Origin of the sequence: Rheinheimera muenzenbergensis (assembly GCF_036984005.1) — a bacterium.
Taxonomy (GTDB): domain Bacteria; phylum Pseudomonadota; class Gammaproteobacteria; order Enterobacterales; family Alteromonadaceae; genus Alishewanella; species Alishewanella muenzenbergensis.
Genome location: NZ_JALAAR010000022.1, coordinates 16470 through 42305, shown reverse-complemented (window position 1 = coordinate 42305; position 25836 = coordinate 16470). Strand labels below are relative to the sequence as shown.

Genomic DNA, 25836 nt, shown 5'->3' with positions numbered 1-25836 from the left:
GTTGCCCAATACAAAACACTAAACCCGGCATATGCCGGGTTTGTAATATTAACAGGTTATTTGAGCCGGCTTAACGCTGGCGGAACACGATACGGCCTTTGCTTAAATCGTATGGTGTTAACTCTACGGTTACCTTATCGCCGGTTAAAATACGGATATAGTTCTTACGCATTTTACCTGAAATATGAGCGATAACGACATGGCCGTTTTCCAGTTCAACTTTGAACATGGTATTTGGCAGGGTATCCAAAATGGTACCTTGCATTTCAATTACGTCTTCCTTCGCCATTCAGCGCACTTGCCTCTTAAATTTGGGTGAACCATAAAAAAACTGCGCAGATTGTGCCGAAATCGTCAGCATAAGTAAAGCGGCAAGCGCTTTTTTAGCCAAATGAGTGCCATTGTCCCTGAATAAAACGCTGTTGGGGTAAAAAAGCGGCCTTATATGCCATCTTGCGGCATTCATCAATTTGGTAGCCCAGATAGACCCACTGTTTTTGCTGCGCCGCCGCACACTGTATTAAGTACAAGATAGCCAGCAATCCGGGCGAGTAAGCTTGGACATCGGGGTGGAAAAAAGTGTAGACCGCTGAAAAGGCGTCAGCAGTGTCGTCCACTATGCTAACGGCCACCAGTTGCTGCTGATGGTATTGCTCCAGATAACGTACTGTTAACCAACTGCAATCAAGCATCGCCTCAAGTTGTGACCGCGTAGGGGGGAACATACTGCTGTCATGGTGTTTATAGTTGATATAAGCTGAAAACAGCGCAAAATAATCGCTACTGGCGCTGTCGCACAGTTTATAGTGCCAGCCGTCACGCGCAGCTTTATGTAGCAAACGGCGTTGGCTGCGGCTGGCGTTGAAGTCAGCATGGCTAATGCGCACAGACTGACAGGCACGGCAAGCCGGGCAGTGCGGTGTATAAACTTGCTCTCCACTGCGGCGAAAATTCAGTTGCAGTAATTGCTGGTACAGCCCTGCGTCAAGCGGTTGCTCAGGCAGTAAAAATACCAGTTGCTCCTGTTGCTCTGGCAGATAGCTGCACTGCGCAGGGGCTGTAAGGCCGAAACGCAGCTCATGCATCGAGCAGCTCCGGTGCCAGCGGGCCGGCCCGCCAGTGCGAAGCCGGTACCTGCTGCTTAGCACAAGCTTGCAGCAAAACAATATAATCTGGACGTGGCAAAGGGGTAGCGCCCAGTTGTAACAAGAACGGATTCGGCATCTGGCAATCAATCCAGCCTGGCGCAACCTGTTGTAAATGTTGTTGCAACACTATCAATGCCAACTTGGCCGTATCAGGCAGCCGGTTAAACATTGATTCACCACAAAACAGGCTGCCTACCTGCACACCGTATAAGCCGCCAACCAGTTTATCCTGTTGCCATACTTCAATACTGTGAGCATAGCCCTGCAAATGCAGTTGCAGATAGGCCTGCTGCATTTTCGGCAAGATCCAGGTGCCAGGTTGTTTTGCCCTGGGGGCAGCACAAAGCGCTATCACCTGAGCAAAGGCGGTGTTAACACTAAAATGCAGCTGATAGCGGTGCAGTTGTTTTTTTAACGTACGGTTGAGCTTGAGGCTGTCCGGAGCAAAAACGGCGCGTTGTGACGGGCTCCACCACAACAGGGGATCACCCTGGCTAAACCAGGGAAAAATTGCCTGTGAGTATGCGTTAAGCAGGCGCGCCGGTGATAAGTCGCCCCCCATCGCCAACAGACCATCAGGTTCTGTCAGCGCACTTTGCACAGCGGGAAAGCTGACATCGTGCGCGGATAACTCAGGTAGATAAATGGCCATAGCCGAAACAGTTTACTTGCTCAGTGCATCCAGATAACGTTCAGCATCCAACGCAGCCATACAGCCGGTACCGGCTGAAGTTATCGCCTGACGATAGATATGATCAGAAACATCACCGGCAGCAAATACGCCCTCAATGCTGGTTTGTGTCGCATTGCCGTCGCTGCCACTGTGCACTTTTAAATAGCCGCCATTCATATCCAGCTGGCCTTTAAAAATGTCCGTATTGGGTTGATGGCCGATGGCAATAAACACGCCCTGCAGAGCAAGCTGTTCATCAGCTTCACCCTTGGTCGATTTCAAACGTACACCGTTTACTCCCATATCATCACCAAGTACTTCGTCAAGTTCGCGGTGGGTATGTAACACGATATTGCCGTTGGCCACTTTTGCCATTAAACGATCAACCAGGATTTTTTCAGCTTTAAAGCTGTCACGGCGGTGCACTAAATGTACTTCGGCGGCGATATTAGACAAGTACAGCGCTTCTTCAACGGCGGTATTACCACCGCCAACCACGGCTACTTTCTGATTGCGGTAAAAGAAACCGTCACAAGTTGCGCAGGCCGATACACCGCGACCGCTATACGCCTGTTCAGAAGGTAAACCTAAATACTTGGCCGAAGCGCCGGTACAGATAATTAATGCATCACAGCTATATACGCCATTGTCACCGGTCAGGGTAAAAGGACGTTGCTGCAGATTAACGGTATGGATGTGATCAAACACAATTTCGGTATTAAAGGTTTCAGCATGTATGCGCATGCGCTCCATTAAGTCCGGGCCGGTTAAGCCGTGCGCATCACCTGGCCAGTTTTCCACTTCCGTAGTGGTAGTAAGCTGTCCGCCTTGTTGCATGCCCGTAATCAATACCGGGTTCAGGTTGGCGCGGGCAGCATAAACCGCTGCGGTGTAGCCTGCCGGGCCTGAGCCTAAAATAAGCAGGCGGCTGTGTTTTACATCTGACATTAAATTCTCCGAGAACATCACAATTAAGCCGGTTATGGCGCCGATTCTAAAGAATTGCAACCCCAAGCGAAAGTAGCAACAGATATTTAGTGCCGTGAATAATAGTCAAGATTAAACAACGGCAGCTGTAATTGGCCGCTAAATGCCGATTAAAATCTGCGCGAATGTAAAGGTGAGAGGCTTAATTTTGTTAACAAGCGTGATTTGTTGTAATTTACCTTAAGGTGAGTTCCTATAAAAGTTATTTTGTTTCTGATAGTTATATATATTTCCTGCAACAGGAAACTATCTTTAATTTATAATAAATTTGTAATTGATTTGTAATGTCAATCTGCAGTGGTTGGTTATTTTTTGTACCGCAGGATGCAAACGTATAACAAGGACAATAATAATTAACCTAGGGTAACATAATGAAAAAAATCACCACTTTGCTGGCTGTTGCGTCTGCCGGTTGCTTTGCATTAAGCCTCACCTCTGTAGCTGTCGCCGCAGGTATTAAAAAATCCGATCCTGCTGTGGATATTGCTGCACTTAATAATGATGACAGCGAAACGCAGTACATCATTAAATATAAGGATGAGATTATTCAAAATTCGGCGGGCGATAAAGCAGAGCCTGCACTGTTCTCCACTTTAAAGGCCGAAGGCGTATTGCGCAAGGCCAGCATTAAAGCGTTATCACATCTACCTTCCGTGAATGCCAGTGTGGCAAAGCTGACCGCGAAACAGCGGGCCTTACTGGCCAATGATCCGCAGATAGAGTACATCGAAGAAGACTCGAAGCGCTATCTGTTAGATGTCATTACACCGCTGGCGCAAACGACGCCTTATGGCATAAACATGGTGCAGGCAAATCAGGTTAGTGATTCCAGCGCCGGCAACACTAAAGTCTGTGTCATTGACACCGGTTGGACTTCAGGCCACGAAGATTTACAAAATTCAGGCGTAACCGGTTATTCGTTTTCCGGTCATGGCAACTGGTATCAGGACGGCAACGGCCATGGTACCCATGTGGCCGGGACTATGGTGGCACTTAACAACAACAGCGGTGTAGTGGGTGTTATCGGCTCTGGTCAGGCCGGCGTGCATATTGTTAAAATTTTCAATAACTCAGGAAACTGGACCACCGCATCAAACCTGATCACAGCAATTCAATCCTGTAAGGATGCCGGCGCCAAAGTGGTAAATATGAGCTTGGGTGGTGGTTCGTCTAACCAGACTGAAAATACTGCCATGACCAACTTTTATAATGGCGGCATGTTGTTAGTAGCTGCGGCAGGTAATGGTGGCAACACCAGCTTCTCTTACCCGGCGTCGTACAATGCGGTAGTGTCAGTAGCCGCGGTGAATTCCAGTGCCAGTCTGGCTAGCTTTTCGCAGCGTAACTCACAGGTAGAACTGGCAGGGCCCGGAGTAAGCGTAAATTCAACCTGGAATAACGGTGGCTACAACAGCATCAGCGGTACATCGATGGCGTCGCCTCACGTTGCCGGTGTTGCGGCACTGGTATGGAGTAACCATCCGCAATGTACTGCTGCGCAAATTCGTAGCGCTTTAAATGCTACTGCCGAAGATCGTGGCACTGCCGGCCGTGATACATCTTACGGCTGGGGTATTGTAAAAGCCAAAGCTGCGCACGATTATCTGACCAATAATGGTTGCGACGGTGGTGGCGGTACGAATCCTCCACCAACTGGCGGCGCGACCTTCCCGAACTTGTCTGGTACAACCGGCCAGTGGTTAAGAGGCAGCTATACCATTCCATCTGGAGTGTCTTCAGTTACATTCCAAATTTCCGGCGGTAGTGGTGATGCTGACTTGTATGTGCGCTATGGCTCACAACCAACGACCAGCAGCTATAACTGCCGGCCTTATTTGGACGGCAACAATGAAATTTGTACCTTTAACAACCCACAAGCAGGTACCTGGCATGTTGGTATCCGGGCATACAGTGCCTTTAGCGGCGTAACGTTCAGCTATCAATACTGATAAAACCAAACAGGCCGGAGTTATCCGGCCTGTTTTTTATAACGTTAGCTCAACCTAAGCGGACAGAACATAGTAGTAGATTGCAAAAAAGTGCAGCACGCTACCGCCTAGCACAAACAGGTGCCAGATAACGTGATGCAGGTATAACCGTTTCCAGATATAAAAAATGACACCCAGTGAGTAACATAAACCACCAGACAGTAATAACAATAAACCGCCGCTGGCGACATGGTTTAACATTGGCTGAATAGCGACAATCACCAGCCAGCCCATGCCAAGATACAGGCCTAACGACAGCTTTTTGTATTTCAGTCCGGTGGCCAGTTCAATAATAACGCCGGCAATGGCTATCGCCCAGATCAAGCCAAATAATGGTAAACCCCAGTTATCGCGCAAATTTATCAGCGTAAACGGCGTATAGGTACCGGCAATCAGAATAAAAATGGCGGCATGGTCTAACTGACGCAACCGGCGTTTTATGGTGGCATCACGCATAGCATGATACAAAGTAGAGCTGCTGTATAACAGTATCAGGCTACTGCCGTACACCAGGCTGCTGGCAAGATACCAGCTATCGCCGTGTTGCACTGACAAGGTTAACATTAACACTAATGCCAAGATGCTAAGTAAAGCGCCTATGCCGTGGCTTAACGCATGCAATAGTTCTTCAAAGTGAGAATAGGGCGTACTGGTCATATTGGCCGACTTCAGCTTGTGTCTGGAAACAGGTAGCGGCTAAAATAGCAGTTTTTCAGAAGAAGCGCTTGTTGTGCAGCAAAAACCGTTATTAGTAGTACTGGGGTATGTCTGGCCTGAACCCAATTCGTCGGCGGCCGGTTACCGAATGTTAAGTTTGCTGCAGCTGTTTTTACAACAAGGCTGGCAGGTGATCTTTGCCAGCGTGGCCGAACCTGGCCCGCATCGATACCCGCTGGCTGAACTGGGCATCTCAGAACAACGCATTGAGCTTAATGACAGCAGTTTTGAGCACTGGCTTAGTGTTCAGGCGCCCAGTGCTGTGATGTTTGACCGTTTTATGCTGGAAGAGCAATTCGGCTGGCGGGTTGAACAAGCCTGTCCACAGGCATTACGTATCCTGGACATGGAAGATTGCCATGCATTGCGGGATGCCCGCCAGCGCTGTTTTAATGCAGATAAAGCTGTCGATGCCCAGGCGCTGAATTCTGAGTTGGCACTGCGCGAAATAGCGGCAATTTACCGCTGCGATCTGACATTGGTGATCTCTGACTATGAAATGCAACTGTTGCAGCAGCACTATCAGGTACCGGCAGCATTGCTGTGTTATTGCCCGTTTTTAATCGATGCCAACCTGGCATCACCCCTTCCTGATTACACAACACGACGTGATTTTATTGCTATCGGCAATTTTCGCCATGCGCCTAACTGGCATTCTGTATTGTGGCTAAAGCAGCAGATCTGGCCACTGATTCGTCAGCAGTTGCCGCAGGCAGAGCTACATATTTATGGTGCCTATCCGCCGCCTAAGGCGACAGCCTTACACAATGCACGGGAAGGATTTCTGCTCAAAGGCTGGGCCGAAGATGCGTTAGTTGTTATGCAACAAGCCCGGGTATGTTTGGCACCGCTGGCCTTTGGTGCCGGTTTAAAAGGCAAGTTGCTTGATGCGATGCGCTGTGGCACACCTAATGTGACAACTGATACAGGCGCAGAAGGTATGACACTCAATGGCGAGTGGGGAGGCCTTATTGCGAAAGACAGCCAGGGTATTGCTGAAGCAGCGGTAGCCATATATCAGCAGCCTGAACTGTGGCAACGCTTGCAGATTACCGGTTTTAAGATAGTGCAGGAAAAATTTGCTCAGACCCAACATAGTGCGCGCATTTGGATGCAGCTAAGTCAAATACAGCAAGCGCTCGACAACCATCGCCAGGCAAACTTTACCGGCTTAATGCTGCGGCATCATGCTTATCGCAGTACAAAATTTATGGGGCAGTGGATAGAAGCGAAAACACGTCTGGCTGAACAGAGCAGCCAGACCCGTGTTGATTAGCGGCAACCTCTGGGTTGACGCTGGGCACCGGTGCGCTCGGCCCATACTGCAGATGCAGACTTACCGCCATCACCTTTGCTTTTCGGCGTTTTAGCAGCTTTAGTGCTTTTGGTTGCACTCTTGGCAGCTTCAGCTTTGGCTGCAGTAGCCGGTTTTTTAGCACTGGCGTAACTGGCGCCTAATTCAGCCAATTCAGCTAAACGGATATTTTTACCACCATCTACACTGAACCAGCCGGGCTTTTGCTCCAATTGCGGCGCTTTACCAAAGGCGGCAGTGTAAGCTGCGGTAAAATCGGCAACAACCTGATCTTTGTCCAATTTACTCATAAGGGTCCTTAACTGACATTATTTGCGCATGTAGCTCGCTATTTATACAACATTTTATAGCCATAACACAAATGTGCCGGATTTTTTTGCCGGTTGCAGTACAATAGCGCTATTAAAAACAGTGGAAAATCAGTCAATGATAGAACGCGACCAGCTAGTTAGCTTTCTTAATTCCGAGTTACAAAGTGACAAAATCCGTGATTATTGCCCCAATGGTTTGCAGGTAGAAGGTAAAACCAGCATTAACCGCCTGGTGACAGGTGTCACCGCCAGCCAGGCCTTGCTGGATGCGGCAGTTGCAGCTAATGCTGATGCAATACTGGTGCACCACGGCTATTTTTGGAAAAACGAAACCGCACAGGTAACAGGGATAAAAAAGAAGCGTTTACAAACGCTGTTGCGCCACGATATTAATCTGCTGGCTTATCATTTACCGCTGGATGTGCACCCAAAGCTTGGCAATAATGCCCAGCTTGGGGTGTTACTAAACGCCCAACATATCAGCGCCATAATGGCGGCAGAGCCGACCGGTGTGTTGCTGCAGGGCGAGCTTGCAGCCGGGCTGAATGTTGAGCAAATAGCACAGCAACTGGAAACGACCTTGCAGCGTAAGGTACTGCTGCACACTGCTGATATTAGCCTGACGGTTAGTAAATTGGCCTGGTGTACCGGCGGTGGTCAGGGTTATATCGAGCAGGCAGCGGCGGCCGGTGCGCAATTGTTTATCAGTGGTGAAGTGTCGGAACAAACCATTCATTTATCGCGTGAGTTGGGTATTCATTTTATTGCCGCCGGTCATCATGCAACAGAGCGATATGGCGTAAAAGCCCTGGGCGAGTTTATTGCCCAACAGTTTGGTCTTGATGTGCAATTTATTGATATTGATAACCCGGCATGAAACAAAAAACCGACCGTAGCTTTGACGGCATAGCCGCAAAATTCAGCCGCAATATATACGACAACAGCAAAGGTAAGTTGCGCCAGCACGTGTTGTTACGCGATCTTAATGAACTTGAGCTGCTGCGTCAGCCTTGCAACATACTCGATGTCGGTGCCGGGCAGGGCCAGTTGGCTTTGGCGTTGGCAAAACAGGGGCACAGTGTGCACCTGTGTGATATTTCCGCCGAGATGCTGCAAATGGCCAGACAACAGGCTGACGCTCAGGGCCTGTCCACAGCCAGCTTTCAGCAAATATCCTTGTCGGAGCTGGCCAGCAGCCAGGTGCAGCAGTATCGCTTAGTGCTGTGTCACGCTATGTTGGAGTGGCTGGCCGAACCGCAACTGGCACTGGCGCAGTTAAAACAACTGGTGGCACCGGCGGGCGTACTGTCGTTAATGTTTTACAACAAAGATGCCAAACGCTTTGCCAATATGGTGTATGGCAACTTTGACTATGTTGCTGCCGATTTACAGGTAAAAAAGAAGGTTAGTTTAAACCCGCAACACCCGTTGCAGCCTGCTGAGGTGTTGCAATGGTGCCAGCAGGCCGGCTTTACACTGCTTGGCAAAACCGGCGTGCGCTGCTTCCATGATTATTTGCGTGAACCGCAGCTGCAGCAAAGCCACTATCAGCAAATACTGGCGTTGGAGCTGCAGTACAACCGTACCGAGCCTTACGCTTCTTTGGGCCGCTATCAGCATTTACTGCTGAGGGCAGACTAATCAAACTCAAATTTGTACAGTAAATCAACGGCGTTATCCAAACTGTTTACCGCCTCCAGATATAAATTGCGCATGATCCGGTAGCGCAGGGTAAATTCGCCGACAGCATTAAAAATGCCATAACCATATTTAACCTGCAGATCGCGTGATAAATAACCGCTTACCGTAACCTGTGATTTGTCACCGGCGCCAGCCGTGTCCAGCGTCAGATCACGTACGCCAAAGGCTTCGCCCAGTTCGCCAATGACAGCACCGGTTGAAGATATAGACATGCCAATCAGGCTGGTCGTCAGGGCTGAACCGGCATTACCGGAGTCGCTGCCAATATCGCGGCCCATCAGTAAGTAGGCCAGCGCATTAGCCTGTGGTTTCGCCGGCTCGGAAAACAGCGTGATATTAGGCTGATCGGCCGGGCCGGTAACACGGATACCGGCAATCACATCGTCTTCCATATTGGCCGGATTGCGTATGGCTTCGACATTTAAAAAAGGTTGATCGGCCGGGCCGTTAAAGCTCATTTTTCCCTGACGGATCAGTAAATCCTGGCCATAAGCCCTAAAGGTACCGTCCTGCAGGCTGACATCGCCATTTACGGTGGGGTGTTGTTGGGGTTGCTGGCGCACTCTTAAATTACCGCTGAGACGGGTTTGCAGGCCAAAGGCTGATAATTGCACACGCTTGCCAAGTATGACATTAATATCGGTTTGCAAAGCAAAGGCCGTTTTTTCGGCGGTCGCTATCGGCTGTAGTTTGTTATCCAGCAATACCAAATCATCAGACAGCCCGACAGCAGTTTGCGGCAGGCTGTCAATGCTGATGCGGGCAAAAGGAATGCGCACTGTACCGCTAAGAGTAGTTAGCCCAGGCCTGGCGCTAACAATTAAATCCGGTGCAATTTGCAATCTGGCCTGCGGCACTTGCAGGCTTAGCTCATCGCCGGTGATGTTAAGCGTGGCTCGCCAGTCATCAGTTTGTGGCCAGAGTGCTTCGCCGTTTAAATGGATTTGGCCTTTACTGGTGCTGGCTAAACCTTGCAAACTGGCCTGCTGGCCGGCAAATTTCAGCTCCAGATTGGCATCAGTAACATCCACTGGTGCCTGTTGCCCGGCCAGTTTAAAGCCGCTTAGCGCCACGCTGCCATTAAGATCCGGCTTTGTTAAACTGCCTTTAAAGCGTAAGTCGCTGTTCAGCATGCCGGCAAGGTTGCTGTTTTGCTGCAGCAGTGGTTGTAAAAAGGCCAGGCTGAACTGTTGCAGTAACAGTCTGCCTTCTACATTACGCGACGACGATTGAACATCGCTGATGGTGGCATCAGTTTGCAAGCTGGCGTTGTTATACAGCTGTAGTTGCAAAGCACTGGTTAAGGTGTCTTTGGCCAGTGCTGCATTCAGGCTCCAGTTTTGCCAGCCAAGTTCCAGCGGTTGTTCAGTGTGATATTGCCATCTGCCTGTGCTGCCACTGAGTTTAAGCTGTGCTTGAGGCTGTTTGCCCTGCTGCCAATTAACAGCCACTTGTGCATCGGCGCTGCCTTCCAGCGCCATCAGCGGAGGCAAAAAGTGATCCAGTGTTGACAGGGTAAACTGCTGCAGAGCCAGGTCCAGTTCTATATGCTCTGCGCTGAGTTTGACTGCTTTAACCGCACATAAACTAGTCGGTTGCTGCTGCCAACAGTGTGGTTGGATAGTTAAACGTGCGTTAGCAAAGCGGTAATCCAGAGCAGTGCTGTCAGCCAGCTGCCAGGGTCCCAGCAGACTGTCAAGTTGCGCCGACTCCAGCGTGCCCTGCCAGTATTCGCCAGCTTTTAAACTGCCGCGCATTGCCATGCTGGCGTTGTGCTCTGGGCTACTTAGCTGCAGCGTCAGCTGATGGCGTAACTCTGTGCCGTCAAGTGTCAGGTTTAGTTCGTCAATACTTTGCTGCTGATAGGTGGCGTGCTTGGCCTGCAGTGACAGCGCGGTCGTCAGGTTTTGTTCACGGCTTAAACTCAGATCGGTCGCCAGCGTTAATTGCTGCAGACGGGCATCCTGCCACTGCAAATCGCGGGCATTCAGTTTACCGCTAAGCTGCGGTGCGTCGCGCTTGCCGCTTAGCTGAAAATTTGCACTGATAGCGCCGTTGGCACCACTTAAGGTTTGTTGCAAATCAGGTATGGCAATGTCCATGGCCAGTTGCCAGTCTTTATCCAGCGAACCTGTCAGTTGGATCTGGTTTTGTGCATGGCGCAGTGTCAGGCCGGGGGTAGTTAACTGATAGTCGCCTTGGCCGCTTAGATCCGCTGCCTGCAGAGCACCATCAAGCAACAGGTTATAGCCTCGTAAGCTACCGTTAAGCTGCAGCTGCGGTAGCGTTAGCTGCCAGCCACCGGATTGCGTCAGATCGCCGTTAAACTGCATATTGCCATCTAACTCGCCGTTATAGTCAGGCCAGAATTGACCTGGCTGAATTTGCGCTAACTGCAGACTACCGAGCCAACTGAGATGTTGCTGCCAATTTACCTCTGCTGTGGCACTAAGCCTACCGCCAAGGGTAGCCAGGTCCAGCTGTTCCACTGTGGCAGCGCTTAAGCTGCTATGGCCAGTTAATGTTATCTGGGCCGGTGGTAGTTGCTGACCACTTAATGCAGCAGCTGCGTTAAAACGCAATTGCTCCAGTTCGCCGTTGGCCTCAATTAACAGCTGTTGAAGTTGTATTTGTGCTGTATCACTAAGTGGCCATTGCAGCTGTGGCGCTGTGATTTTGGCCTGCAGCGGCAGGTTTGGCGCCAGCAGATTAAGCCATAACGACAGCTGTGCATCCAGCAGCTGACTGGCCTTGGCTTGCACGGTTAAATTACTCAGATCCCCATCCAGCGAAATATGCAGTTGCTGGCCGGCCAGCTCGGTGTCTTGCAGTAACAGCCGGATATCGGCTTGTAGCGGATAATTGCCGCTGGGATTTAACCGGCCGTAGGCATGCAACGTTGCCAGCGGGTGCTTAATATCAAGCTGTGTCAGGTTAAACTGCTCCGGCTGCAGTTGCAGGCTGAACGACAGTTCACTAAGAGTTTGTGGCTGTGGTTGTTGCAGCGTAAAGTCCGTCAACTTAAAACGATCAATAAACACATTAAGCGGCAGCCTGATATCTGCTAATTCTGGCACCTGATAGACAAAGGCGGTATCTGTCTGGCTAACAGCCGTGTCGGGTAGCACCAGGTCTACCTGCTGCCAGTGTGGCTGTATTAACTGAACTTTGTTGCCCCACAACTGAGCTGCGGTGCTGAACTGTTGCCATGTTAATTCACTGCCGGCAACCCGTACGCTGGCATCATTTAGCTGCAATTGGGTAATATCAATAGCAAAAGGCAACCAGAACCTTGCTGCAGCATGTGGCGGCTCCGTTTGCTGCGCCGGGGGGGAAGTCGCAACGTCAAGTTGCAGGCCTTGCAGGTTCAGTTGTTTGACACAAAGTGTCAAGCGTAAGAAGCAGCCGTTGTCTATCTGCACAGTGCTTTGCGCCAGAGTCAGTTTTATTGTGTCATCCTGCCAACGCACATCGTACAGGCTATTACCGCCCAGCACACTGCCTTCACTGCGCTCAACAGATAAACCGGCGACGGCATGTTGGGCCAGCCAAAGACTGAAGGTTAAACCGGCCGGTGTGTATAGCAAGGTTATCAATACGGCAATAAGCAGGGTGCAGGGCAGCAGCAGGGCTCGGTTTAGCCAGCTCAGGCTGCGTTTCAGCCAGCGCCTGGTGATAGGCAGGCTCATAACTCCGGCCCCAGGGCTAAATGCAGTTGAAAACCTTTGCCGGGTCCGTCCAGGCCCCAGGCAAAGTCAAGCCGCACCGGGCCGACCGGGGAGGCCCAGCGCACGCCCAGACCAACACCTTGTACCCAGTCTGGTGTGTCGTCCCAGGCACTGCCGTAATCACTAAATGCGGCCAGCCACCAATTACCTTTAACCCGGTATTGGTATTCCAACGCACCGGTTAGCATATAACGGCCACCGGTCAGCTCATCCTCGCTGTTACGCGGCGATACCGTTTCATAGCCATAACCGCGGATGCTGTTATCACCACCGGCAAAAAAGCGTAATGATGGAGGCAGTTGTGATAAGCCTTCCATCAGGATGGCGCCAGCATCAACGCGGGTAACAAAACGGTGATTGTCGCCGGCACTGCCAATCCAACCAAGGCGGCTGCGTAAGCGGACGAAACTGGCGTCTGAGCCCCAGGCTTCATCTGATACTTCAACGCCCAGCAATAAACGGTTGGCCGAGGCAGGCATAGCACCGCTGGTTTGCTCAGTACGGTTGTAACTTAAACCGGGCATGATCAGGCTGATACTGTCGTTCTGATCGGCCTGGACAAAGTCTTCATACAACCAGCGGACAGAAGCGGTACGATACCAGCCACTGCTTAGCAGCCAATGGCGCTCCAAAGCCAGGTTGGACTCGCGGCTTTGTGTGTCCTGATTATCTCGGTTACGAAAGCCCAGCTGCAGCTGATAAAAGTCGTTGGCGACACTGGCCAGCGGTAATTTGTAGGCAGCTTCGATGCTTTGTTCTATCTCTGACACCGCCAGTTTAGTGCTCAGGCTGTGGCCGGCTTTATTAAGCCAGGGTTTGTTCCAGTTAAGTTTTAGCCGGGCTTTTACATCAGTCGAGTAACCGATACCGGTTTCGATAATATTGCGCCGTTGTGGCTCCAGCGCTACATCAATTGGTAGGCTAAAGTCTTGCATCTGGCTCGTGTCACCCTGCACTAATATCGACGAGAACCAACCGGTCGCCGCAAGCGCCTGATTAAACTCGCCTAATTGACTGGCGAGATAGTAATCGCCGCGGTTAAACGGAATCAAAGAGCGCAAGCCGGTTTCGGCAATCTGATGGCCGCTAAAACTTATCGCGCCAAATTTGTAGCGCGTTCCGGAGTTAAAATGCAGCCGGACAAAAGCTTGTTGTAGCTCAGGTGCGACCTCAAGCCGGGCTACGTCAAAGTCGGCATCAAAGTAGCCTTTACGTAAAGCCAGACTTTTTAATGCACTTTTAAAACCATCATAAGCGCCATGATGCAGGATCTGGCCTGGCTTTGGCGCCTGAGTTGCCAGCAAGGTAGCAAAGTCAGCATCGGTAGCAGCGTCGCCAGTCAATTGGATATCGCTTTGGCTAATGCGCACGGGCTCACCTGCTGTTACGCTAACCTGCAGTATTGCCGGATTGGCGGGATCATGACTAACTCTGATGTCACTTTGGTAATAGCCCAAAGCTTGCAGGGCGGTATTGGCGTCCTGCTCTATTGTCGTTTGCAAACGCAGGCCGGGTGGATGATCGGTATCGGTGTATTTATGCAGATAAATCTTGATATTGTCGCGCAAGGCACCTGATACGCCCTCGATATGAAACTGATAGGGCGCTGCCGGCCAAGCGGGAAAACTTATGCTAAGTATGGCTGCCAGCACTGCAGTTATCAGGAAAGCCGGGGTAGACATTGGCGTGGAAAAATCCCGTATTAATAAAATGAAATAAAAGTGAATACCGGCGTTATTATGGCTCACAGTGCCTGCTAATGTATACCGCGGTGCATAAATCGAGACTGAACACGCTGTTATTCGCAGCATAATAGCGCTGTACGGTACAACTGCTGGTAAAACATCAGTTATACTGCAGCCACTGTATAAGCGGTAGTAAAACCGCGATTTGACAAGGGCAGTACTATGAAAAGTGTGGTTATCAGCGGCTCTGGCTTGTTTACGCCCGAGCAGATTATTACTAATGATGAGTTAGTGGCCAGCTACAATCAGTATGTTGATCAATTTAATACGCAACATGCCACCGCTATTGCTGGTGGTGAGATAGAGGCTCTGGAGCACTCCAGCAGTGAATTTATTGAGAAAGCCTCCGGTATCAAAGCGCGGCATGTGTTGTATAAAGACGGCATTTTGGACGCAGACGTAATGCATCCGCTGTTTCCGCGCCGCAATGAAGAACAAGCGCCGGAAATGGTAGAGATGGCGTTGTCGGCCGCTCGTGAAGCTATGGCGCAGGCGAATAAAACTGCAGCAGATATTGATCTGATTATTTGTGCCGCGTCAAATATGCAACGGCCTTATCCGGCCTTATCTATTGAACTGCAGCAATTACTCGGCGCGGCAGGCTACGCCTTTGATATGAACGTAGCGTGCTCTTCTGCTACCTTTGCAATCAGTAACGCTGTCAATGCCATCCGGGGCGGAGCGGCTAAAGTGGTGTTGGTAGTTAACCCGGAATTTGCCTCACCGCAGGTTAATTATCGCAGCCGCGACAGCCACTTTATTTTTGGTGATGTTTGTACTGCAACTATTATTGAAGCAGAAGACAGCTGCAGCGCAGACAATGCCTATCGCATTAACGGTATGCGGCTGAAAACCGAGTTTTCAAATAATATCCGCTGTGATGTCGGGTACACAGAGCATTGTTTTAGCGAAACTGATCCGCTGGTACCCTTTTTTAAACAGCAAGGTCGCAAGGTATTTAAAGAACTACTGCCGATAGTGGCGGATGTGATCCTGGCTGAGATGGCCGCTCAGCAGGTGGCGCCGGAGCAGTTAAAGCGTTTATGGCTGCATCAGGCCAACATCAATATGAATATTTTTGCGGCGAAGAAAATACTTGGCCGTGATCCCTTACCCGAAGAAGCTCCGCTGGTTCTGGATACCTATGCTAATACCGCTTCTGCCGGCTCGGTGATTGCTTTTCATAAATATAAAACCGGTCTGTCACGCGGAGACCACGCAATTTTATGCTCCTTTGGTGCCGGCTATTCGGTCGGTTGTTTGGTGCTGCAAAAATGCTGATAGTTTAACGGGCAGCCAGGCTGCCCGTTAGCTGGCAACTCAGAGCCTTACCACCGAGTTTTGATCATAGGATAGCGGTGATGGCTGGTAACTATCAGCAGCATCATCGTTAAGCCAGGTGCCGCCGTTAACCAGATAGCGGAATTGATAGTCGCGGTTTTTCGGCAAATTTAGCGTTGCAGTATAGTCGCCACTTTTACTTTTTTTCATCGGTAAAGCCTGTGGATCCCAGTCATTAAACTCGCCCAGCAAAGCAACTTGTTCAATATTCTCCAGCCGGTGGGCCGGCAGGGTAAAGGTTACTTTGCACAACGGTTTCGTTTTCAAATATTGCTTATTAATACTCATAATGTCACCCTCAATGCTAATGATTAACCGGTATACGTCTGTCAATGTCGGCAGTACATAATGCTCTGTTTTTGTGATTGATTTATGAACACTTTATGGCGTTGTCTACCTTAAGAAAAATTAGCGCTTGCAGCAAATACTAATTTTAAAGATCGATATAACTAAAATGGCAAAAGCACGCCGCCGCAAAATGATATAGCAGTTGTAACAAGATATTACTAACTAATGACGGTTTGCCCGCTTGATGCCAGAAGTAGCAGCGTGTTGTTAAGCGGCGAAAAAGTGTCAAAGCCTTATATTTAGCTAGCTGGCGCAGTTTGATATAGCTGTAGTTTTTATCAGCAACCTGGAATTGTCATCATATAGTTAGCCTGACAGATACAAAGCGTAACATTCTGTCGGTTACTTTACGCTGTTGTCGTTTTAGAATAAAGCCAGTGCAAGTTTAAAAAAATAACGTGGGAATCAACATGGCAGCAAAAATTAAAAAAATCCTGATACCTGTAGCTGTAGTAGCTGTTGCAATAGTTGCCGCTGGCAGCCTGAGCAGTTTGCGCAAACCGCCAGAGAAAAAAGAAGAACAACGGCAGACAATTTTAGTTACGGCGCAACCGATAGAGCAACAGGATATTGTTTATCGTATTCAGTCTCAGGGTACGGTTAAACCAAGGCTGGAAACCAGCCTGGTATCTGAAGTTAACGGCCGCATTGTTGATGTGGCAGACAGTTTTATTGAAGGCGGCTTTTTTAATGCCGGTGATTTATTGGTGCGGGTAGAGCAAGCGGATTACCTGACTAATGTAAAAGCGGCCGAAGCAAGTTTGGCTAACGCGCAGGCGGCGTTAGAAGAAGAAAAAGCGCGGGGCCGGGTAGCAGAGGAAGAGTGGCGCTCTTTTACTGATGGCACCGCGCCCGAGCTTGGCTTACGCCGGCCGCAGCTGGCTGGCGCCCTGGCGAATGTACGTTCTGCCGAGGCTGAACTGGAGCGGGCGAAACGTGACTTGGCCCGTACGGAAATTCGTGCACCTTATGCCGGTATGGTAAGAAGCCGGGCAGTAAACCTGGGGCAGTTTATCAGCCGTGGTACCAGTGTTGGCGTAGTGTACGGCACTGATATCGCCGAAGTCCGTTTACCTATTACTGATAATGACGCCGGTTTTATCCAGTTGCCACAATCTATCGATGATCCGGTTAAACCTGAGGTGATGTTAACGGCTGTCGTATCTGGGGTGATGTCGCAGTGGCCAGCCCGTATAGTGCGTACCGAAGGGGTTTTAGATGAACGCAGCCGGGTTATTTATGCTGTCGCGCAGATAGAAGATCCGTATCGGCGCAACACGTCCGGTGCGACACCGCTGCGGTTCGGCCGCTTTGTGCAGGCCCAAATAATGGGTAACGCCACCTCTGATGTGGTGGTTATTCCGCGGTATTTATTGCTGGCGCAGCAGCAGGTGTTGGTGGTTGATACTGAAGAGCAGCTGCAATTTCGTGATGTCGTTATCGAACGCTCTGATGAGCAATTTGCCTACATCCGCAGTGGCTTTTTAGACAGCGACCGTCTGGCGACATCTGCTATTGCTAACCCGCTGGCCGGTACGCAGGTGCGTATTGCCGGTACCGATAACGCTACCGAGCTGGCCGCTGATAAAGACGGCGGTGCTGCTGTGTTGACATCTCAAGTGAAGGAGTAACCCTATGGATACCAACAAGGGGTTAATTGCCTGGTTTGCCCGTAACAGCGTAGCCGCCAATCTGCTGATGGCGATTATTCTGGTTGCCGGTGTGTTTTCACTATTTACCATTAAAAAACAAATATTTCCGGAAATTGTGCTGGAGCAGGTGAATATCCGTGTACCTTATTTGGGCGCGGCACCACAGGAAGTTGAAACCGGCGTTATTGATAAAATTGAAGAAAGCCTGCGTGGCATTAATGGTATTAAGCGCATCCGGTCGACTGCAGTTGAAGGCCTGGCGACGGTACGTGCCGAAGTCGCCAACAACTACGACGTGCAGGAGGTGATGGACGAAATTAAAACCCAGGTGTCGGCTATTTCTTCGCTGCCCGAGCAAACTGAAAAGCCGGTAGTGTACCGGGTAAGGTTTCAAGCCGATGTGATGTGGTTATCGCTATACGGTGATGCCAACGAGCGTACTTTAAAAGAGCTGGCAAAAGATGTCCGTGACGAGCTGAAGAAGCTGCCGGGTATTAGCAAGGTCGATGTAATTGGTGCCCGCGAATATGAAATTGCGATAGAGCTGTCTGAGCTGAAGTTAAAAGAGTACGGTTTAACATTTGAGCAGGTGGTAAATGCTATTCGCGGCAGTTCAGTGGATTTGCCTGGTGGTTCGATCAAATCGGATAGCGGTAATATATTGCTGCGTACTAAAGGCCAGGCCTATTATCTGCAGGATTTTGAAGACATCGTTCTGTTAACTTTTGCCGATGGTACCAAGCTGACGCTAAAAGACATTGCCAGCGTTAACGATGGTTTTATCGACAGTGAAGATTTATCAACCTTTGATGGTAAAAACTCGGTATCAATCCGGGTTGGTGCAGTGGGCGATGACAATACTTTAAAAATTGCTGAGACGGTAAAAGCCTATGTTGAGCGTAAACAAAAGCAGTTGCCCTCATCGGTATCAATAGCGCATTGGGGCGATTCCAGTTATTACCTGCAAGGCCGGCTAGATTTAATGAGTAACAACCTGCTGATGGGTGCTTTTTTGGTGCTGTTGGCGTTAACCTTGTTTCTTGAGTTCCGCATTGCATTCTGGGTAATGGTTGGCATACCGGTGTGTTTCCTCGGCGCTATGGCAATGTTGCCACTGCCATTGTTCAATGTCTCTATCAACATGATCAGTTTGTTCGGTTTTATTCTGGTGCTGGGTATAGTGGTGGACGACGCCATTATTATTGGTGAAAGTGCCTACAGTGAAATTGAAAAACGCGGTAAATCGGCAGAAGCTGTTATCGCCGGGGCGAAAAAAGTGGCCATGCCAGCCACCTTTGGTGTGTTAACGACTATAGCTGCTTTTACGCCAATGCTGATGGTGGGCGGCGCCCAGGCGCCGATTTGGGGCTCAATAGCCTGGGTTGTGGTGCTGTGTCTGATCTTCTCATTGGTTGAGTCGAAAATGATATTGCCGGCGCACATTGTCAATATGGATACCAAACCCTGGGATCCTGAGCGTAAAGGGCTGTTTTACGGCCTGGGCCGCAGTTGCAGCAATATGTTAAAAGCCGTACGTCTGACTATAGCCGCGGCAATGCATCGTTTTGTTACCAAGCGCTATCAGCCATTTGTCGAACGTTGTATTGAATACCGCTACATTACGATGGCGGCGTTTTTCGCCATGCTGATCCTGATGTTTGGTGTTTTAAGTGGTGGCTTGGTGCGCTGGGTGTTTTTCCCGAATATTCCCAGTGACTTTATTAATGCCAATCTGATTATGCAGGAAGGCGCCTCCAACAAAGCTACCGTTAATGCATTGCGTGAAGCAGAAGCCGCATTAATGCGTGCCAATGCGCAGCTCAACGCTGAATTCGACGAAGATATAGTGAAACACCGGCTGATGTTTTTGCAGGGTGATACCGCTGGCCAGCTGGTGGTCGAGCTGGAAAAAAGCGAAGGTCGTGAAATTGACGGCTTTGAAATTGCCAACCGCTGGCGCCAGGAAATGCCGGATATCCCAGGCTTAAAAGCCTTTAAAATTAACGCTTCCACCGGTGGCGGCGGCGGGGCAGATATCGCGCTGCAACTGCGCGGCACTAATCTTGATAATCTGAAGCTGGCTACCGAAGAGCTTAAGGCCCGTCTGGCCGAGTATGCCGGTGTATACGATATAGAAGATAATTTGCTCGGTGGTAACGACGAGATAGTGTTACAGCTAAAACCTGAAGCCCATCTGCTTGGCTTAACCCTGTCAGATGTTGCCCGTCAGGTCCGCTACGGCTTTTATGGTGCAGAAGCGCAACGGGTACAGCGCGACGGCGAGGAAGTAAAAGTCATGGTGCGTTACCCGCGCGATGAACGCAGCTCTGTCGGTAGTTTAGAAAATATGCGTATTCGTACCAAAGATGGCGGCGAAATTCCGTTTGCCCAGGTGGCAAGCTATACCATGCAGCCAAGCTTTAGTGCGATTAACCGCGTTAACGGTGAACGGGCCGTGACTATTATCGCGGCGGCGGATAAAAGTAGCGTTGAACCGGGCAAGGTGGTTGGCGAAATGCGTAAGACTGTTATTCCTGAGATCACAGCCAAATACGAAGGGGTAACCGGCGAGCTTGATGGGGCCAGTCAGGATGAAATGGATGCTCAGGTCGATTTACTTAAAGCTGGTGTCTTTGCGCTGTTTTGTATTTACGCCTTGATGGCAATCCCACTTAAATCGTACAGTCAGCCGCTTATTATCATGAGCGTCATACCCTTTGGTTTAGTGGGCGCGGTAATAGGGCATATGGTGCTTGGGCTTAGCATGAGCATTATGTCGATCTTTGGTTTGGTGGCGTTGGCAGGTGTGGTAGTAAACGACTCGCTGGTAATGGTCGATTTTGTTAACCGTGCCCGCGAAGAGGGCATGTCAGTACGCCAGGCCGTGTCGCAGGCAGGTGCACAGCGTTTTCGGGCAATTTTGCTGACGTCTTTAACCACCTTTGTTGGTTTGGCGCCAATAGTGCTGGAGCGCAGCTTGCAGGCGAAAATCGTGGTGCCAATGGCGGTGTCGCTGGCATTTGGTATTTTGTTTGCCACCATTATTACGCTGCTGCTAATACCGGCGCTGTATGTGATCTTAGAAGATGTGAAAAACCTGTTCCGCAAAAAAGAGCATAAACAGGACACCCGTATAGGCGAAGTTATATCGAAATAAGCCGGTAATGCCGGCAGTAAAAAGGCCACGCAATGCGTGGCCTTTGTTTTTTCAGCGTTACAACTTAGTAAGCTTGGGTATGCACATCGCGCACAGCACGACCAGAAGGGTCGGTCATTTGTGCCATTTTAGCATCCCAGGCCAGGGCTTCCGGCGTAGAGCAAGCTACCGATTTACCGCCCGGTACACAAGAAATAGCACCGGCGTGCGGGAAGTGCTCTTCAAAAATCACCCGGTAATAATAGGCTTCTTTGCTATCTGGCGTATTTACCGGGAAACGGAAGCTGGCGGTGGCCATTTGTTGATCGGTCACTTCTTTTTCAGCGTGGGCTTTTAAGCTGTCAATCCAGCTGTAGCCTACACCGTCAGAGAACTGCTCTTTCTGGCGCCACAAAATTTCATCCGGCAGCACACCATCAAACGCCTTGCGTAAAATGTGCTTTTCCATCTTGCCACCACCACACATTTTGGCCTGCGGGTTTAAACGCATCGCAACGTCCATAAACTCTTTATCCAAAAACGGTACCCGGGCTTCAATACCCCAGGCCGACATGGCTTTGTTGGCGCGGTTGCAGTCAAACATATGCAGGCGGTCAAGTTTACGTAAGGTTTCTTCATGAAACTCTTTCGCGTTTGGGGCTTTATGGAAATACAAATAGCCACCAAACAGCTCATCAGAGCCTTCGCCTGACAGTACCATCTTAATACCCATGGCCTTAATTTTGCGGGCCATCAAATACATAGGGGTAGAAGCGCGGATGGTGGTGACATCATAGGTTTCCAGAAAGTAAATGACGTCGCGTAGCGAGTCTAAACCTTCCTGCACAGTAAAGTGCACAGTGTGATGCACAGTGCCGATAGCATCTGCCACTTTTTGTGCAGCAATTAAGTCCGGCGAGCCAGCCAGACCGACAGCAAAAGAGTGCAATCGTGGCCACCAGGCTTCGCTTTGTCCATCATCTTCAACCCGGCGCTTGGCAAATTGCTGGGCAATAACAGAAGTGAGTGATGAGTCCAGGCCACCAGATAACAGTACACCATAGGGCACATCAGACATTAAGTGGCTCTTAACGCTGTTTTCCAATGCGGTTTTCAGTTCGGTCAGGCTGGCCGGATTATCTTTTACCGCGTCATAGCTTTGCCAATCGCGCTGATAGTACTTGCGTAATTCACCGATTTTGCTGTCGAAGTAATGTCCCGGTGGAAATTCTTTAATTTGTTTGCATACCGGCACCAGTGCTTTTAACTCCGATGCGACAAACAGCTGGCCGTGTTCGTCGTAACCGTAATACAGCGGAATTATACCGATATGATCACGGGCTATCAGGTAACGGTTTTGTTCGGCGTCATACAAAATAAAGGCGAACATACCCTGCAGTTGGTCAATAAATTCAGTACCGTGCTCCAGATACAACGGTAATATCACTTCACAATCTGACTTGGTTTTGAATGGGTAAGCGGTAGCGAGCCCTTTTTCGAGCTGCTTATGATTATAGATCTCACCATTCACTGCCAGAATGTGATTTCGATTATCATTTATCAGAGGCTGGGCGCCATTTTCAGTATCTACAATCGCCAGGCGCTCGTGCACTAAAATGGCATTGTCGTTATTCCATACGCCAGACCAGTCTGGCCCGCGGTGACGTAATAACTTGGATAACTGTAGCGCCTGCTGGCGCAAGGCTTTAACATCAGTTTTGATGTCAAGCACCCCGAATATCGAACACATGATAACCTCTATTAAATTAATTCGAATAAACCCACTGGTTTAAACACATTCTGCACCCTAAATATTTCAACTTACACGTAGGCGGCAAGGCAATTTATCCCCTTGAACTTAGCTGTACTAAGTGATAGGGGTAAAGTGTCGCAGCCAACACCCGTGTAGGTTGAAAGATGACGGGGGCTTTTGGCAGTATGTACGGCTAAACGTACCCCTTGAATGTGCCACGCCATGCTAAAATTGCAAGCGCTTTTTCGCGCTTTTTGTAAGTAATTCATGCTGAGGGTTTTCAGCTACAGCAACAGATAAGACACTTATGCAAAAAACTGAAGTAAAAAACCGTTTTACGCCACCGGCTAACTGGAGCACAGCTTTGCTGTTGGCTAACCCGATATTTGCTGATCTCTGTCAGCGTTTTGGCTTGGCGCAGTTAACACAGTACCCGGATGTAGCCTGGCTTAATCAGCATCGGTCACAGTCTGCGGTTAGCTTTGTCGATAATGACGCACTAAGTGCCGACGGTCGTTATTATGAAGAATATATTTATGCAACTGCTCAGGTGCCTACCCGAAAAGACAACTGGCATGATTTCTTCGGAGCGCTGATCTGGAATTTATTTCCGCAAACTAAAGCCTTGCTTAACCAATTGCATATGGCTGAGATAGCACAGCATGGCTTAAAGCAGCGCAGTAAACTGCGCAATAAGTTAACCTTGTTTGATGAATGTGGCCTGCTACTTTGTCTGGAGCCACAGGCCGTGGCACATGCCGAACTGTTGCGACAACATCAGTGGCAGCAAAGCTTTATTACACAGCGCCAGCATTGGTGGCACAGCATAAGGCCAATGATATTTGGCCATGCCATTTATGAAATGGCAACCGCCCCCTTTATTGGTCTGACAGCAAAAGCGCTGTTTATTGAGGTGCCGGACGGCTTTAGCCAATGGCCTTTAACAGCTGCTTACAGTTTTATTGATAACAAATTGCATGAACAAATTGCTAACCAGGCGCTACTTATTGATAATCGACAGCTAACGCCTTTGCCGATATTGGGCGTACCGGGCTGGTATAACGAGAATGAAACCACCAGCTTTTATCATAATACAGACTATTTCCGGCCGCGGCGTAAAACCTAGCCGCTTTGCTAACAGGATGCTTGCATGATTGAAATTCAGGATTTAGCTAAGGCGTTTGCACTTAGTAAAAACAACAAGTTATCAGACACAGAAAAACAGGACGTACGGTACAGTAAAGATGCCTTTCATTCAGTGCGCAACGTCAGCTTCAGTTGCAACAGTGGTGAAGTACTAGGCCTGTTGGGGCCCAATGGTGCCGGTAAAACTACCACCTTGCGTATGTTGTCTACCGCACTTAAACCCGATGCCGGTTCAGTATTATTAAATGGTGTTGATGTATTAAAACAACCGGTAAAGGCGCGGCAACAGATCGGCTTTTTATCAGCCGATACCGGTTTGTACGGTAAACTGACCGCCTTTGAAAATATTGCTTATTTTGGCCGCTTGCACGGCATGAAAGAGCAAGCTTTAAAGCAGCGCATTGACGAGCTGTTCACGCTACTGAATATGCACGATTTTGCCAACCGCCGCGCTGACAGCATGTCGACCGGCATGAAACAAAAAACCGCCATTGCCCGTGCTGTGGTACACAGCCCTAAGGTGGTGATCCTGGATGAACCAACGACAGGTTTAGATATTATGACAGTACAAACGGTACTGGATTTTATTAAAGGCTTAAAAGCCTCTGGCACGCCGGTGATTTTCTCGACTCACCATTTGGATGAAGTGGCATCATTGTGTGACCGCGTAGTGGTTATCGACAAAGGCGTCAGCGCCTTTTCCGGCGACATTCGCCAGTTTAGAGCCCTGGCTGATAACGGCGATTTACGGGACGCCTTTTTGTCGGTGTTACAAGGTGGGATCAGTCAGCAACAGCAAGGAGCAGCGTAAATGTGGCAGGTTTATTTTAAAGAACTTACAGAACTGATGCGGGATAAAAAGACGCTGATTTTTGTTATTTTACTCCCTATCGCTATTTTCCCGGTGCTGTTTGCTATCGTTGGTGCGGTGATGGCCACCACGACAAATAAAGCCATGCAAGAGCAACACCGTTACGTGATTATTAACGAGCAGCAGGCGCCGGAATTTGCCGAAGCACTGTTTTATCATAAAAACTTCAAGAAAGTAGACACTTCGCTCAGTGCCGAGCAAGAGCTGATCAGTGCCATTCGCAACGACGAATTTGATGTAGCGTTGGTGATCCCGGCAGACTTTGCCAGTCGCAAAGCGGCGGTACAGCAAACTGAGTGGCAACTTATTTATAATAGTTCGTCGCAACTTGATTTTATGTATAACCACTTCAATGACTTACTAACTACTTATACCGAAGAGTTACAGCGCGGTGCCTTAAGCCAGCTTGGTGTCGATCCGGCAAACTTAAATGCCATTATTAAACCGGTAGAGCTGACCCGGGTTAATACCGCAGAGCAGCGCGAAAATCTGGGTGAAAGCTTAGGAGCCGTGCTTGCCTATGCGCTGGTGTTACTGTGTTTAAGCGGTGCTATGTATCCGGCGGTGGATATGGGCGCGGGTGAGAAAGAGCGGGGCACGCTGGAAACGTTATTAATATGTCCGATCAGCCGTACGTCGATCGTGTTAGGTAAATTTTTAACCGTGTTAACCACAGCACTGATGACCGCGTTGATAACCGTGGTTAGCCTTGGCGTCTGGGGGGCTATTATCAGTGCCTTTGCCGATTTATCCAAAGTGTCTGACGCTCTGGCGGCTATTTCGGTGCTTGATTTAGTGTTGATGTTCTCGCTGCTATTACCCACAGCAGCTATTTTTGCCGCCTTGTTGCTGGCTATCTCCATTTATGCCCGCACTTTTAAAGAAGCGCAAAATTATATGAGCCCACTAATGATAGTAGTGATAGTACCGCTGATGGTTGCCATGGCACCGGGTATGGAATTAGATGTTACCACTGCCTTAATTCCGTTAACCAATATTGCATTGGCCATAAAGGAGTTATTAAAAGGCACGGCAGACTATGGTTTATTGTCACTAATTTTTGCCTCTACCGCCGCCTTAGCCGCAGCGCTAATTGCCTATTGTGTGCATTGGTTCCAGCAGGAAAAAGTGCTGTTTCGTTAAGCTAACACGAGTTGCCAATTACACCACAACGCCAGCCTAATGCTGGCGTTGTTATTAGTAACAGTTCAAGTTCACAAATACTATTGATAATAGTTCTTAATAATATTAAAATGCCGGCGTACTGTTACCCGGA

The 25836-nt window shown here is 49.3% G+C and carries 20 protein-coding genes; 10 read left to right on the top strand and 10 right to left on the bottom strand.

Annotated elements, in window-relative coordinates; translation table 11 throughout:
* Positions 1-70: 70 nt before the first annotated feature.
* From infA to trxB, 4 genes are all read right to left on the bottom strand, one after another.
* Positions 71-289, bottom strand: a complete 219-nt coding sequence (gene infA, locus MN202_RS18660; protein ID WP_019676586.1) for a translation initiation factor IF-1 — start codon at positions 287-289, stop codon at positions 71-73.
* A 94-nt stretch (positions 290-383) separates the two neighbouring features.
* Complete coding sequence (locus MN202_RS18655; protein ID WP_335737659.1) at positions 384-1085, bottom strand: arginyltransferase; 702 nt, start codon at positions 1083-1085, stop codon at positions 384-386.
* Entirely contained in the window at positions 1078-1800 is a 723-nt protein-coding gene (aat, locus tag MN202_RS18650) for a leucyl/phenylalanyl-tRNA--protein transferase (RefSeq protein WP_335737658.1), read from the bottom strand. The genes MN202_RS18655 and aat overlap by 8 nt, the downstream gene beginning before the upstream one ends.
* A 12-nt stretch (positions 1801-1812) precedes the next feature.
* On the bottom strand, positions 1813-2769 hold the full coding sequence (gene trxB, locus MN202_RS18645) for a thioredoxin-disulfide reductase (RefSeq protein ID WP_335737657.1): 957 nt from the start codon (positions 2767-2769) through the stop codon (positions 1813-1815).
* A 410-nt stretch (positions 2770-3179) separates the two neighbouring features.
* Between trxB and MN202_RS18640 the strand changes: the two genes are divergently transcribed.
* On the top strand, positions 3180-4757 hold the full coding sequence (locus MN202_RS18640) for a S8 family serine peptidase (protein ID WP_335737656.1): 1578 nt from the start codon (positions 3180-3182) through the stop codon (positions 4755-4757).
* 54 nt (positions 4758-4811) lie between these two features.
* Here MN202_RS18640 and trhA read toward each other — a convergent pair whose 3' ends face one another.
* Entirely contained in the window at positions 4812-5453 is a 642-nt protein-coding gene (trhA, locus tag MN202_RS18635; protein WP_335737655.1) for a PAQR family membrane homeostasis protein TrhA, read from the bottom strand.
* A gap of 73 nt (positions 5454-5526) precedes the next feature.
* On the opposite strand from trhA, the gene MN202_RS18630 reads away from it, so the two are divergent.
* Positions 5527-6789 (top strand): glycosyltransferase family 4 protein, encoded by a 1263-nt coding sequence (locus tag MN202_RS18630; RefSeq protein WP_335737654.1) that lies wholly within the window; start codon positions 5527-5529, stop codon positions 6787-6789.
* On the opposite strand, the gene MN202_RS18625 is transcribed toward MN202_RS18630, so the two are convergent.
* Complete coding sequence (locus MN202_RS18625) at positions 6786-7118, bottom strand: hypothetical protein (RefSeq protein WP_335737653.1); 333 nt, start codon at positions 7116-7118, stop codon at positions 6786-6788. The two genes, MN202_RS18630 and MN202_RS18625, sit on opposite strands and share 4 nt — an antisense overlap.
* A 136-nt stretch (positions 7119-7254) precedes the next feature.
* Here MN202_RS18625 and MN202_RS18620 point away from each other — a divergent pair, with 136 nt between their 5' ends.
* Together MN202_RS18620 and MN202_RS18615 are read left to right on the top strand one after the other, a co-directional pair.
* Positions 7255-8016: a Nif3-like dinuclear metal center hexameric protein gene (locus tag MN202_RS18620; protein ID WP_335737652.1), complete on the top strand. Its 762-nt coding sequence runs from the start codon at positions 7255-7257 to the stop codon at positions 8014-8016.
* Positions 8013-8780 (top strand): methyltransferase domain-containing protein, encoded by a 768-nt coding sequence (locus MN202_RS18615; RefSeq protein WP_335737651.1) that lies wholly within the window; start codon positions 8013-8015, stop codon positions 8778-8780. The genes MN202_RS18620 and MN202_RS18615 overlap by 4 nt, the downstream gene beginning before the upstream one ends.
* Here MN202_RS18615 and tamB read toward each other — a convergent pair.
* The gene (gene tamB, locus MN202_RS18610; protein WP_335737650.1) at positions 8777-12529 is read right to left on the bottom strand and encodes an autotransporter assembly complex protein TamB; all 3753 of its coding nucleotides are present in this window, start codon (positions 12527-12529) and stop codon (positions 8777-8779) included. The genes MN202_RS18615 and tamB overlap by 4 nt on opposite strands.
* On the bottom strand, positions 12526-14316 hold the full coding sequence (gene tamA, locus MN202_RS18605; RefSeq protein ID WP_335737649.1) for an autotransporter assembly complex protein TamA: 1791 nt from the start codon (positions 14314-14316) through the stop codon (positions 12526-12528). The genes tamB and tamA overlap by 4 nt, the downstream gene beginning before the upstream one ends.
* Before the next feature lie 159 nt (positions 14317-14475).
* On the opposite strand from tamA, the gene MN202_RS18600 reads away from it, so the two are divergent.
* On the top strand, positions 14476-15594 hold the full coding sequence (locus MN202_RS18600) for a beta-ketoacyl-ACP synthase III (protein WP_335737648.1): 1119 nt from the start codon (positions 14476-14478) through the stop codon (positions 15592-15594).
* Between the two features lie 39 nt (positions 15595-15633).
* On the opposite strand, the gene MN202_RS18595 is transcribed toward MN202_RS18600, so the two are convergent.
* On the bottom strand, positions 15634-15942 hold the full coding sequence (locus MN202_RS18595; protein ID WP_335737647.1) for an isoamylase early set domain-containing protein: 309 nt from the start codon (positions 15940-15942) through the stop codon (positions 15634-15636).
* A gap of 470 nt (positions 15943-16412) precedes the next feature.
* Here MN202_RS18595 and MN202_RS18590 point away from each other — a divergent pair, with 470 nt between their 5' ends.
* Together MN202_RS18590 and MN202_RS18585 are read left to right on the top strand one after the other, a co-directional pair.
* A complete protein-coding gene (locus MN202_RS18590) occupies positions 16413-17633 on the top strand; it encodes an efflux RND transporter periplasmic adaptor subunit (RefSeq protein ID WP_335737646.1) in 1221 nt (406 codons plus the stop codon).
* 4 nt (positions 17634-17637) lie between these two features.
* Positions 17638-20811: an efflux RND transporter permease subunit gene (locus MN202_RS18585; protein ID WP_335737645.1), complete on the top strand. Its 3174-nt coding sequence runs from the start codon at positions 17638-17640 to the stop codon at positions 20809-20811.
* Between the two features lie 64 nt (positions 20812-20875).
* Here the strand turns inward: MN202_RS18585 and asnB are convergent, their stop codons facing one another.
* Positions 20876-22540: an asparagine synthase B gene (gene asnB / locus MN202_RS18580; RefSeq protein WP_335737644.1), complete on the bottom strand. Its 1665-nt coding sequence runs from the start codon at positions 22538-22540 to the stop codon at positions 20876-20878.
* Between the two features lie 310 nt (positions 22541-22850).
* Between asnB and MN202_RS18575 the strand changes: the two genes are divergently transcribed.
* From MN202_RS18575 to MN202_RS18565, 3 genes are read left to right on the top strand one after another with little or no spacing between them, the layout of a single operon-like run.
* Positions 22851-23669 (top strand): DUF3025 domain-containing protein, encoded by an 819-nt coding sequence (locus MN202_RS18575; protein WP_335737643.1) that lies wholly within the window; start codon positions 22851-22853, stop codon positions 23667-23669.
* Positions 23670-23693: 24 nt separating this feature from the next.
* A complete protein-coding gene (locus MN202_RS18570; protein WP_335737642.1) occupies positions 23694-24500 on the top strand; it encodes an ATP-binding cassette domain-containing protein in 807 nt (268 codons plus the stop codon).
* Complete coding sequence (locus tag MN202_RS18565) at positions 24501-25703, top strand: ABC transporter permease (RefSeq protein WP_335737641.1); 1203 nt, start codon at positions 24501-24503, stop codon at positions 25701-25703.
* Positions 25704-25836 lie beyond the last annotated feature (133 nt).